A 12,078-nucleotide genomic window follows, 5' to 3' on the forward strand; every position below is an offset into this window, starting at 1 on the left:
TAATGCGACACTATATTTCATTGCAATTTATTTAGGGGGGAAATGTCAATATGGCAGCTAAGAAAATGCGTTCAGACATGATTAAAAAAGGCTTTGACCGTGCTCCACACCGTAGTCTCCTGCGTGCAGCCGGAGTAAAAGAAGAAGATTTCGGAAAGCCGTTTATTGCGGTCTGCAATTCCTATATTGATATTGTTCCAGGTCATGTGCATCTTCAAGAGTTCGGTAAGATCGTTAAGGAAGCGATTCGTGAAGCTGGCGGCGTTCCTTTCGAATTCAATACGATCGGCGTTGATGACGGTATCGCAATGGGACATATCGGTATGCGTTATTCACTACCAAGCCGTGAGATCATCGCTGATGCCTTGGAAACTGTCGTTTCCGCGCATTGGTTCGATGGCATGGTCTGCATCCCTAACTGCGATAAAATCACACCGGGAATGATGATGGGCGCATTGCGTGTCAACATTCCAACCATGTTCGTAAGTGGTGGTCCAATGAAAGCCGGCGTAGACAGTAAAGGTAAAAAGCTCTCCCTTACCTCCGTATTCGAGGGCGTAGGTGCTCACCAAGTCGGAAAAATCAATGACGCTGAGTTGCTTGAATTAGAACAATTCGGTTGTCCTACCTGTGGATCTTGTTCAGGAATGTTCACTGCCAACTCCATGAACTGTTTGGCAGAGGCACTTGGACTGGCATTGCCAGGTAATGGTACCATCCTAGCTGTAGCTGATGAACGCAGAGAATTTGTACGCAGATCTGCTACTCAACTGATGGAACTGATTAAGTTAGACCTTAAACCAAGAGATATCGTAACTAAAGAATCACTCGATAACGCTTTTGCACTGGATATGGCAATGGGTGGCTCCACCAATACGGTGCTACACACCCTTGCACTGGCTCAAGAAGCTGGTATCGATTATCCGCTTGAACGCATTAACGAAGTGGCTAACCGTGTTCCTTATTTGGCGAAGCTGGCTCCAGCATCCGATATTTTCATCGAAGATGTGGACCGCGCAGGCGGCGTTAGTGCCGTCTTGAATGAATTGCTGAAGAAACCAGGTGCTCTGTACGGAGACTGTATGACGGTTACCGGCAAAACATTAGCCGAGAACGTAATCGGACATGAGATCCAAGATACTTCCGTTATTCATAAGATCGATAACCCTTACTCCGAAAGAGGCGGTCTCGCCGTCCTATACGGCAACCTGGCTCCTGAAGGTTCCATCATTAAAGTAGGTGCAGTAGATGCTTCTGTTGGTGGATATCACAAAGGTCCTGCGATCTGCTTTGATTCCCAAGAATCCGCACTCGAAGGCATCGCTAACGGTAAGGTTAAAGAAGGCCATGTAGTCGTTATCCGTTATGAGGGTCCAAAGGGTGGACCGGGAATGCCGGAAATGCTAGCTCCTACATCGCAAATCGTGGGGATGGGTCTTGGTGCTAAGGTTGGTCTGATTACAGACGGACGTTTCTCGGGGGCTTCCCGCGGAATTAGCATCGGGCACATTTCTCCGGAGGCAGCTGAAGGCGGCCCGATCGCTTTTGTTGAAGATGGAGACATCATTGAACTCGACCTCAACAATCGCAAGATTGAACTCCTGGTTGACGAAGAAGTATTGGCGGTTCGCCGTACGGGCTGGAAAGAGTTTGAGCCTAAAGTTAAGACTGGTTACCTGGCTCGCTATTCCAAAATGGTTACCAACGCCAGTAACGGTGCAGTACTGAAGATTTAATTAGCAAACCCGAGTTCTATTTGTTCCTAGCATACAAGAGCAGTCCACCTTAGATAATCTATGGTCGGACTGCTCTTTTTTATTGGGCACAAGAAAAAACACCCCACAATCCATTTCTGGTTTGTGAGGCATCTATATTACGGTTCATTATATAAGACTAAATAATATCATGAATCAATTCGTTACTGTTGCTCCTGGCAATTCCACTTCTGTGAGTGAATCATTAAGTGACAACGCTTCTTCTTGGTGCGGTTTACGTTTTCTTACTGACCTTTCATCATGAGGCAGTTGCTTATTCATCTTCTTGAGTAATTCTGAGACAGGCATCAGAATTAGCTTCGGTACAAGGACCTCACTACGCTCCTTGAGCCTAGCACCACCATCTGGATGAATCACACTTAACAGGATCTTTAAGTAAAACTTGGTGGAGCGTGCAAATATGCCATCGGGCAAATCATGTACACTAAAGCCGAATTTCTCTGGCCCACGGTTAATCATACTAACCCCATAAAGTGCTTTGGCTTGCGCGAGGTTTACATCTTCGGCAATAACTTCTGCCAGCATTGGCAACCCCTTCTCCATTCTGCGGATCATGCGAATCGCAAGTTGAGCAGAAGAACGAGAATGAATACCTAACTCGAATAATTGCCTGTTATCAATATGCAGCTCAATAACTTTATCACCTTTACTCAGCAAGGTTCCATCACCAAGTTCAACAGGCTCTCCCTGATATTTACGCATTCGATAATGCATGAATGGATCGGCCGGGTTAATCGTCTTGAGCTGGAATAATACTTGGAATACCTGCTCCCAAGCCAACCAGAGTCCGACCAGTACTCGTTTACCAAAGGATAAACGCCGAATCGGTGATTTCTCCGCCATCTTGATCATGTCATCCACTCGAATACTGCGCAGTCCTCTTCTTTGGGCCTCCTGCAGCGTCAGTTCAAGGGCTACAAGCATATTCTCGGGTGCGTCCGGATCGGCACCTAACGTTGTGCCACTATCATGCAGCAGCATCACTTCACCGGGATTCAATCGCGCCAGCATCTTCTCAGTGAGACGCTGCGCACCAAGCTTCTCACGCCAATCTCCAAACATTACCGACCATAGAACAATTTCAACTTGGCGACGCTTGGAAATATCGAACAAATTGACAATCCCCCAAGGTGGACGGTAATAAGTACTACGCTCGCCTATTATGTTGTAGATAATATCATTCGTGCGCTGAATCTGCCGACGAACGGTTGCGGGCCGCATGAGCCAGTTCGTCTTGTGAACATAATTATGAATTCCAATAAGATGTCCCTCTTCATGTATCCGCCTAATAAGATCCGGATAACGTTCAGCGTTAGATCCTACTACAAAAAAGGTTGCTTTTGCATCATACTTCTTCAATAAATCCAGAAGTAACGGTGTAAATCGAGGGTCAGGTCCATCATCAAAGGTCAACGCGAACTCATTTCGCCCAGTTCCTTTACGAAAGACACGGTAACCAAAAATGCGGCTAATCATACCCGGGATAAAAGCATAAAAAGATGAGATATAAAATAACCAGAGCAGCAAAGTCTGCATATGAATTCCTCGCTTTTCCAGAGTTGACTTTGGCTCGCCTTACGTCTGCAAGCAGAACCTGTGATACGGCCAAGTGAAGTTAGATAAAAAATACGTTACCCCCTATTTTAACACATGTATCAAAGAAATAGACGGTTTTTAGGTAAAATCATGTACAATGTATTCAAGCTGACCTATCAACTTATTAAAAAAGGGAGTTGTTTATATCTATGCTGCCGTTATACAAAAAATATTGGCGCACGTTCTTCGACATTGGATTAATTGTCCTCACGGTCTATCTGGTTATGTTCGCCTTCAGTAAATTGTATCAGTTAGCTGCACCTGTATTCCTATCTTTTTTTGTATTTTTGCTTATTGAACCGCTTGCCCGTTTCTTGAACCGACGGGGGCTTGCCAAACCATTCGCTTCAGCGATCTCAGTGCTTCTGTTCTTAATCGTTCTTCTGGGTACGTTATTTGGCGCTGGGCTATTGGTCACCATCCAAGCGCTTCACTTTCAAGATAATCTTCCTAAGTATACATATGTGGTGCAACAACATTTCGTGGAATCCACAACCTACCTTCAGCAAAAAATCGAAAGCTTGCCGCCGGATATTACCGATAAAGTAAATGGCTACTTTAAAGATGCCACGAATGTTCTTACTGGATGGCTTGTTACTTTTCTAAAATATATGGTCGGTGTGCTCGGATCCTTCTCCTCCTTCATGGCTAATTTTGGGATCGCCATTATTTTAGCATTTTTCCTTAGTATGGAGATTAAAGATTGGCGCAAGATTGCCCATGACAAAATGCCAAAAACATTTAAAACTGCTTACGCTTTTTTGCAGGGCAACGTCTTTAAAGCCATCGGCTCTTATTTAAAAGCCCAGCTTATTCTGATCAGCATTACCTTTGTTATCGTACTGGTTGGCTTATTCATACTAAGGACCGGTAACGAAATCACTATGGCGCTTATCTGTGCTGTATTTGATGTCTTGCCGCTCCTTGGTGTAACGACGATTTTAGTCCCTTGGATCATCTATCTGTTTATTGTTGGCAATACCTCATTAGCAATCGGTTTAATCGTACTCCTGGCGATTGTATTGATTGTAAGACAGCTGCTTGAACCGAAGATTACCGGGAATTCGATTGGCGTATCGTCTGCTTTTCTGATGCTGTCCTTCGTCATTCTGTCCACATCCGCTTTCGGTATGGCCGGTCTGATCCTGTCGCCGATTCTGCTTATTCTGATCAAAGAACTAATTCAACAAGGATATCTTCAGAGCTGGATCTATTTGCCTCAAGAAGAGTTTATCGTTTCGCCCTTTGCTGCAAATGGCCCTTCATCTAAGAGCAAGGCCACTGCTACTCCTCCGGAGCCTCAAGCTTCTGTAGAAGACGATAATAAATCAAATATCTGACCGAATAGCTTAATGGCGAGATGCGGACTATCCGGAGCGACATTCTCTACTGCAACTGATACAGCATATTTTGGGTGATCCACCGGACCGTAGCCGATAAACCATTGATTGTTGCGTGCTACGCCCTTAACCAGCGTCTGTGCCGTCCCAGATTTACCTGCAACAGGCCAGTGTGTGCTTTGTAGACGGGTTCCCGTTCCTTCCGTTACAACTTTGCGCATCATGGACAGTAACTGGCGGGCTGTAGACTCAGAAATCCTCCCTGCTGAGGAAGGGGACAGATGTCCCGGCAGCTCCTCCAGCTTCTGCCCGTTCGCAAATGTGATTCGCTGCAGAATCCTTGGTGCCCTTACTTCACCTCCATGCAGTAGCGTTACAATAAGATTAGCTGCTTGTAAGGGTGTGACTTGTACATCCCGCTGTCCAATTGCAGTCTGTACCCTGGCTCCCTTGTCATCCGGCAGTAAGGTAGTAAAGATGGTTCCCTTTTGCTCTCCGGAAAGTGGTTTTAGAAGTGGAAACCCAAGCGTCTTCTCGGCTTGCCAGCTGATATCTCTACCGAGTCCTAGCGCCAGTGCAGTTGATTGAAGCTGGATACCGCTTAAGCGCTCTGCCAGAGCAGCAAATACAGTATTACAGGACACGGCGAATCCTTGCGCCAGCGTAAGGGGTCCGTGTCCTTTTCCTGTCAGACAAGACAATCCATATTTCTCAAATTGCCCGGAACAATAAAAAAGCTCATCAGCGGAGGTTACACCCGCTTCTAAGGCCGCGGCGGCTGTAACGATTTTGAAGATCGATCCAGGAACGGCAGCCTGGAGTGCCCGATTGTTCCACTCCCCGCCTTGCGGAGATATCTTCTCTGGATTATAGAAGGGTAAAGATACCATGGCTTCAATATCTCCCGACCCGGTATCTAACACCACTATGGCTCCTTCCTTCATTCCGGATTTGAGCGCAAGCTCCTCAATTCCCTCCTGAAGCTTCTTATCAATCGTTGTATATAAAGACAGAGGGAAATAAGGATTGCCCGGAGCTTTAACTTGAATGGGACTGCCTGGAAGGCGATTCCCACGCGCATCCACTTGAACATATGCTTCCGTGTGTCCTACCCCTTGAAGCAAAGGCTCTAATGTCTTCTCTAAACCGTCCGTTCCCGTCATAGGAACTCTAAGACCCGTAGGAGAAGCTTTAGCTCCAGCATGCATAGTAGCTTCCGATAAATAGCCTAGCCATTGCCGACCTGAAGAGATCCCATCATATCTGCGTGCGAAAGGGAGCACGCCTACTCCGTCGATCCCCAGTGCACTCACTTCTTCTGCCTGTGCCTGAGACAACGCGAGTGGTCCTTTTCCCACTGAAGATGGCCATAGCAATGGTTCTTTAAGTGACGACCGCTTATTCAGCAGTTGTTCATAGCTGACACCCAGAATCTCCGCCAGTCGGTGCATGGGTTTAGCTTCTTCGTAAACAACCTTCGTCACAGATTTCTTAGCCATCTCCTCTTGTGGAAAAAAAGCCGCCGTCCAAATGGTTTCCCCCGCAAGAGGCTGATTCTTGCGGTCATACAGACGTCCCCGACCGCTGTCCAGTACAGTCTCCCGTTCACTTTGAATTTCCGCCATCTTCGCAAGTGTATATTTTGTTCCAGGAACCGTCTGTTCCTTCATAATTAGCTGAACCCATGCCAGCCTAAGGATCAACACGGCTACAGCCGCAGATAAAATAAGAAGACCGCTGAATACACGCCGATGTTTGTTATTACGCAATGTCTTCCCTCCTGAGCAGACTCCACACCTATTATGTCCTACCTACATCCATTAGAATCGCCATAAAATGTTCATTGCAACATCACAATCCATAATTTATTTTCCAAACACAAACACTTACCATCCTTATAAGGACGGTAAGTGTTTGTGGGAGAAATATTCGGATTAAGTATGTGTGAAACGTTTCTCGGGAAATATAAGGATTGTTTATGGATTAGACTGTAGTTCCTTTGCTTTCTTAAAAGCTTCAGCTTCTAAAGAAGCGGGCAGCCTACTATCAGATACTAGCACCTTGTTCTTTGCACTGTTTCGGAATACCTCCATGGCCTGTCGGCTATAGCTGTCATAATTCGAAATCGAAACGTCCTGCCTAGCTGGAATCGAACCTTTAAGCGGATTAAAGGCATTCTGACCTTCGGCAGATCCGAGTACCCTTAACCAATCACGAACTGACTCTCGATCCTCAGCACCGCGTGACAATCCAAAAGCATCCAATTGGAATCTAAATATCCCTTCTGTACCTGGTGAAGCGTTCCAGCCAAACTGCACACCGTCCTTCAGCTTCAGATCATGTGTGAAAAAACCATTCACCCAATCACCCATAATGTTCATTGCCGCTTCTCCCTCAGCAACGAGCTTAGCCGCTTCCTGCCAGTTTCGTTCAGCATGATCAGCATTCACATAGGTCAACATCTTTGCGAACCGCTCCATCCCTTCTTTTACATGAGGATCGTCAGTATTGATTTCTCCTTTACTTAGCTTTTTATAATCCTCGGCCCCCAGTGTTCCGAGCATGACATTCGTGTAAAGAGCGCTAACCATCCACGGTTCCTTGTTTCCAAAAGCCAGCGGTGTGATGCCTTTTCTTTGTAATTGATCAGCCACCTTAAAAAACTCATCGAATGTCGATGGAACCTGAAGGTTGTTATCAGCGAAGATGGATTTATTGTACCAGAGCACATTTTGACGGTGAATGTTAAGTGGAACATAATAAATGTCATCCCCAAGACTAAGCATATCGATGATCTCTGGAGGAAATACTGTATACCAGCCTTCTTCTTCGTACAGATCATTTAACGGCTCTACCCGCCCTTCAGCTGCCCAGAGCATATTCCTTCCCTGAAAGGTATCCGGCGGTTCCCCCTCCTTCATTCGCCGTTCAAGTACTTCCTTGGCATTTCCCCCTGCACCACCTTCAACGGCAGCATTAAAGACATAAATGCCGGGATACTTTTCTTTGAATACCTTGATCAAAGCTTTTAACCCTGCTTCTTCCCCGGCCCCTGTCCACCAGCTAAAGATTTCCAACTGCGGATGATCCGACTCCGCCTCGCTTCTCGTTATTGCCTCCTGAATGTTGTTAACCGGTTCACTAGATCGCATGGCCTCCTCATCAGGAAAAAATGCAGACAAATCTTTTTCTCTTAAGTTCATACATGAGGATAAAAGCAAGCTGACAATGAGCGTGTTGGATACCAGACTAATCAGCGACCTTTTCATTGAGATTCTTCCTTCCTATAGTTCCCGCTGTATTCGTTTATTTTCTGCTTACAGTCTGCCAATGGATTGCCGAAATTCCGTCGGTGACATTCCTGTTGTCTTTTTGAATACTCTGCTGAAATAGTTAGGATCACGGTATCCAATTCTTATACTGATCTCTTTCAGCACTTGCGCAGGATCGGCTAGAAGCTCCTTGGCTTTATTGATTCGCAGGCCAGTTAAATAATCAATAAAGGTTATGCCGCAGCGATCACTAAATATTTTGCTAAAATAGTTTGGGTTCAGCCCTACATGTTCAGCCGTCTCCTCAAGCGATAGCTCCCGCCTGTAATGGTCGGAAATAAACGTCTGAGCCCGACGAATCGCGCTAGCCGAATTGTTATCGTACCAATGCTTCAACATTCGGGCCTGAAGAAAAAGTCTTGAATGGGCTTGCTCTACCAGCAGCTCTACCTGTTCCACCTCTCCGAAGCTAAGCTGCGGCAAAGGCTCAAGCCCGCTCTCCCTAAGCGTCTCATCAGCCAAAGTAAATAATCGGTGTAGTCCGCTCTTTATATCCTGGATCTCGTCACTACAGAAGAGACGAAGTTCCGCTACCCAAAACTCGAAATCTTCCTCCATCTCTCGGAACTGTCCACTACCTAAAGAACGAAGCAATCTTCGTTCCGCCTCTCTCATACCAGAATTTGAGAGCCATTCCTCTTGTGCTTGTGAGCTTTCCCCCTCATTAAGAGCACTGGCTGATAACAGCGCTTCGTGATAAGAGCCTATCAACTGATCAGTAGAAGCTGCTAAACCTCCGATTCCAACAGACAGCTGCAATGAACGGAAACGCCGGGAAGCAAATTTAGCCAGATTGGACGCAAAATCCTTAGTATTATGAATATGCTGTATTGGCAAACGGGATTTCGCATCCGGAAACATGAAGACCGGGATACGAGCTCCTGTCATCGGACCTACGAGAGAGAAGCAACTAATCTTACACTGATGCCTAAGCCAAGAATATATCTCCCTTCGTTCCTGAACACTCCATGCCTTCTCCTTCGTTGACATCACAAATACGATCGCGAATCCTGAAGATTCTGGTACACCAAGTGTATGGCTCCAATCTCTAACCTGCACTTCCTGTATTCGATCCATCAAAATAGCACTAACCCATTCGGACTCTACTAGTGATAATGTCTCTTTAAATTTGGACTCCAGCTCATTAGTTCTTTGTTTATCCTCTTTTTCTCGTGCAATCTCATGGGACATCGTGCGGATGACCTCCACGATCTGATCCTTCCGATATGGCTTGAGCAAATACTCCCTCACACCATAACGCATGACTTTACGTGCATATTCAAACGTATCGAACGCAGACATCATAATAAAACGAATCGCTGGAAACCTATCATGGATCAAGGACACAGCTTCCGTTCCATCAATTCCCGGCATTTTGATATCCATAGTGATGACATCAGGCCGTAGTTGTTCGGCGAGCTCTACAGCTACCCTACCATTTTCGGCTTCACCAACTACTCGAATCTCTGGTAGAAACCGCTCGATGATCATCCGTAGAGCACTACGTTCAATACGTTCATCATCCACAATCAGGAGCTTAAGCATGCAGGATCTCCTCCTTGCTATTATTCACACGCGTTAGCCTCAGTTTGATGGTCGTTCCCTTTCCCTGCTCGGACATAATCTCGATTACATCGTTCCTTTGATAGAAAAGCTGCAGCCGTCGTTGTACATTTCGAATTGCAATTCCATTGGAGTTCGAATCAGCGCTCACCACAGGCTCCCTTTCTTTCTCTGAATCTATGGGCGTATGTTCGGAAAAAGGAATATCTCCGCTCAAGCGAGCAATCGTTTCTGGGTCTATTCCAACGCCATTATCCTGTACCTCTACGATGACATCATTACCACTCTCGTAAATGGCCAGATGCAGTTTCCCACCCTGTTCATAGGATTCCACACCATGGGTGAAAGCGTTCTCAATAAAGGGCTGCAAAGTCAGTGGTGGTAACAAGCAATCCAAGGCTCGCTCCTCAATGTCATCCGTAAACGCAACTCTATCATCAAAACGCATCCTTTGAATAAACAAATACTCTTTAACAATATTCACTTCATCACGCAGCTGAACAATATAATTCATCTTCTTCAGATTGTAACGCAGCAAGGTCGAAACGGAATCCACCAACTCGCTTGTTCTTTCTGCGCTCTCGACATAAGCCATTTTAGAAACCATGTTCAGTGTATTAAATAGGAAATGTGGATTGATCTGATTTTGCAGACTTTTCAGCTCCATTTTCTTAACCAATTGATCGAGTTCCGATTTCTGTTTGATTTCAACCACGAGATCGCGGATGTTAGAGCGCATATTATTAAAGGTTGTTGCGAGAAAGCGCATTTCATCACGCGTATTCACCGTAACCTCCCCCTCGAAATTCCCGCGAGATATCCGATTCGCCGCAGCCGTCAATTGCTGTATGGGCTTCGTAATTCCATTGGAGAACCAATATGCAAAAATCATACACAAAATGGCTACCGAACTAAAAACAAAAACACCTAAATATCTAAAGTTCTCATTCTTTCGACTAATCAGCTCAAACACATTCCGGTAATCCGTCAGTTCGCTATTAATAATCGTCAATGTGGTCTCTTGAATATATCGGGTAATCTCACCCGATTGTTTTAAGTGTGCGTAGTAAGCATCCTGGTTGCCTAGATCAAAAGCTATAAGGCTTTGCCGGCTCTCTGTCATGTAGCTGTCTATCATATTGCTATAGTTATCAACGAGCAGTTGATTATGATCATTTTGTAGAATATTTACTAGTAAATCCTGTTTGTTATTAAGCTTCATAATGGCAGTTTCATACTGCTTCAGGGTCTCATCTCCGCTTCGATTCCGGAGCACATACTGGTTCATAGCATCATTAACATCAGTGGCATCCTGGTATAGCTCATTAAGCAGAAAAAATCGGTGCAGAACTTGATCGTATGTCCTTGCCATATTGATATTATCTATGTAAAGAAAGACGAAAACACTACTAAGTAGTACTATAAAAGCACTAAAAAAGATCATCAGCTTGCTTTTAATACGAATCATGGCCCGAAGTCCCCCTTTCCGCGGGAAATTTCCTCTTTGCGGACCACATTGGCATCCGTATTAAAGATGGTAACAATCTTTTTCCCTGCTAGATAATCCACCATCAGTTCCACACTTTTTCGTCCCATCATGTACGGTTGCTGCACTATAGAGGCATCTATGATGCCCTCTTCAATGAATTCAAGCGTTTCCGGTAAGTCATCAAAAGCAATGATCCGCGCCTGCTGATTTTTACCTTTCAGCATTTGGGCAATCCCCAATCCATCCAAAGAACTTGTACCCAAAAAAGTGTCTATCTCCGGATGCTGATTCATGATTTTAAAAGCTATGACTTCTGACTGAATCCGATTAATGTTTGATTCTTCAATTTGTACGACATGGATACCAGACTCTCCATCAATTGCATCCATAAAACCTTTAACCCGCTGCTGTTGATTCGTAGAGGTAAAGCTCCCGGTCACAATCCCAACTTGACCTACACCCTTCGATTGCTGAACAAGTGTCGTTCCAGCTAAATATCCAGCCGTGTAGTTATCAGTGCCAACATAGGCAATCCGCCCGCTAGATGGTGCATCCGAATCAATAGTAATGACAGGGATACCTTGTTTAACAGCTTCAGCAATGATGGGATTAAATTCCTTATCGTTAAGCCCTTGTGTCAATATTCCGTCTACCTTCGATGCAATAGCTTTATCTATGATTCGAATTTGCTCTCTCTTATCTGCTTGGACGGGTCCGAGATATTCCAGCGCAATCCCTTCTTCTGCTGCTGCTCTCTGAGCACCTTTCTCAATTTCACGCCAATAGGGATTATCCAATTCTTCCGAAATTAAGACCAGATGTAGTAGTGGCTTTTGCGCGGGCTTTCGTTCGGCTAGTAAATGATCGTAATACAACACTTTTCCAGTAAACAAGCCAGTAAAACATAGGGAAATGGACAGTAAGAGCAGCATGAAAATATAAAAAGGTCGCCGAAGTATATTTATGGTGTTCTTCCCCCTCTA

The 12,078-nt window shown here is 45.2% G+C and carries 8 protein-coding genes; 2 read left to right on the plus strand and 6 right to left on the minus strand.

The features are described 5' to 3' along the window. Positions 1–50: 50 nt before the first annotated feature. Positions 51–1,736, plus strand: coding sequence for a dihydroxy-acid dehydratase (gene ilvD / locus ACFWMP_RS06790; protein ID WP_042125516.1), 1,686 nt, complete (start codon positions 51–53; stop codon positions 1,734–1,736). Between the two features lie 174 nt (positions 1,737–1,910). Here ilvD and ACFWMP_RS06795 read toward each other — a convergent pair whose 3' ends face one another. Further along, positions 1,911–3,251: a polysaccharide deacetylase family protein gene (locus tag ACFWMP_RS06795; RefSeq protein WP_483874820.1), complete on the minus strand. Its 1,341-nt coding sequence runs from the start codon at positions 3,249–3,251 to the stop codon at positions 1,911–1,913. A gap of 269 nt (positions 3,252–3,520) precedes the next feature. On the opposite strand from ACFWMP_RS06795, the gene ACFWMP_RS06800 reads away from it, so the two are divergent. Beyond that, positions 3,521–4,711, plus strand: coding sequence for an AI-2E family transporter (locus ACFWMP_RS06800; RefSeq protein ID WP_042186122.1), 1,191 nt, complete (start codon positions 3,521–3,523; stop codon positions 4,709–4,711). Here ACFWMP_RS06800 and ACFWMP_RS06805 read toward each other — a convergent pair. The 5 genes from ACFWMP_RS06805 to ACFWMP_RS06825 all read right to left on the minus strand — a co-directional run bounded on the left by ACFWMP_RS06805 (position 4,672) and on the right by ACFWMP_RS06825 (position 12,027). Further along, positions 4,672–6,480, minus strand: a complete 1,809-nt coding sequence (locus ACFWMP_RS06805) for a peptidoglycan D,D-transpeptidase FtsI family protein (RefSeq protein WP_042186120.1) — start codon at positions 6,478–6,480, stop codon at positions 4,672–4,674. The two genes, ACFWMP_RS06800 and ACFWMP_RS06805, sit on opposite strands and share 40 nt — an antisense overlap. A 207-nt stretch (positions 6,481–6,687) precedes the next feature. Then, the gene (locus ACFWMP_RS06810) at positions 6,688–7,980 is read right to left on the minus strand and encodes an ABC transporter substrate-binding protein (protein ID WP_379422672.1); all 1,293 of its coding nucleotides are present in this window, start codon (positions 7,978–7,980) and stop codon (positions 6,688–6,690) included. Between the two features lie 48 nt (positions 7,981–8,028). Continuing rightward, positions 8,029–9,588: a response regulator gene (locus ACFWMP_RS06815; RefSeq protein WP_339246171.1), complete on the minus strand. Its 1,560-nt coding sequence runs from the start codon at positions 9,586–9,588 to the stop codon at positions 8,029–8,031. Continuing rightward, the gene (locus ACFWMP_RS06820) at positions 9,581–11,074 is read right to left on the minus strand and encodes a sensor histidine kinase (protein WP_379422675.1); all 1,494 of its coding nucleotides are present in this window, start codon (positions 11,072–11,074) and stop codon (positions 9,581–9,583) included. Before ACFWMP_RS06820 ends, ACFWMP_RS06815 begins: the two co-directional genes overlap by 8 nt. After that, a complete protein-coding gene (locus ACFWMP_RS06825) occupies positions 11,071–12,027 on the minus strand; it encodes a sugar-binding protein (RefSeq protein WP_379422677.1) in 957 nt (318 codons plus the stop codon). Before ACFWMP_RS06825 ends, ACFWMP_RS06820 begins: the two co-directional genes overlap by 4 nt. Between the last annotated feature and the right edge of the window lie 51 nt (positions 12,028–12,078).

Source organism: Paenibacillus sp. NPDC058367 (assembly GCF_042723305.1).
In the GTDB taxonomy this organism is placed as follows: domain Bacteria; phylum Bacillota; class Bacilli; order Paenibacillales; family Paenibacillaceae; genus Paenibacillus_AQ.

What these genes read in the sequence shown, in the direction of transcription:
- ACFWMP_RS06820 (WP_379422675.1), bottom strand. Translation starts at nt 11,074, where the DNA reads ATGATTCGTATTAAAAGCAAGCTGATGATCTTTTTTAGTGCTTTTATA.
- ACFWMP_RS06800 (WP_042186122.1), top strand. Translation starts at nt 3,521, where the DNA reads ATGCTGCCGTTATACAAAAAATATTGGCGCACGTTCTTCGACATTGGA.
- ilvD (WP_042125516.1), top strand. Translation starts at nt 51, where the DNA reads ATGGCAGCTAAGAAAATGCGTTCAGACATGATTAAAAAAGGCTTTGAC.
- ACFWMP_RS06815 (WP_339246171.1), bottom strand. Translation starts at nt 9,588, where the DNA reads ATGCTTAAGCTCCTGATTGTGGATGATGAACGTATTGAACGTAGTGCT.
- ACFWMP_RS06825 (WP_379422677.1), bottom strand. Translation starts at nt 12,027, where the DNA reads ATGCTGCTCTTACTGTCCATTTCCCTATGTTTTACTGGCTTGTTTACT.
- ACFWMP_RS06810 (WP_379422672.1), bottom strand. Translation starts at nt 7,980, where the DNA reads ATGAAAAGGTCGCTGATTAGTCTGGTATCCAACACGCTCATTGTCAGC.
- ACFWMP_RS06795 (WP_483874820.1), bottom strand. Translation starts at nt 3,251, where the DNA reads ATGATTAGCCGCATTTTTGGTTACCGTGTCTTTCGTAAAGGAACTGGG.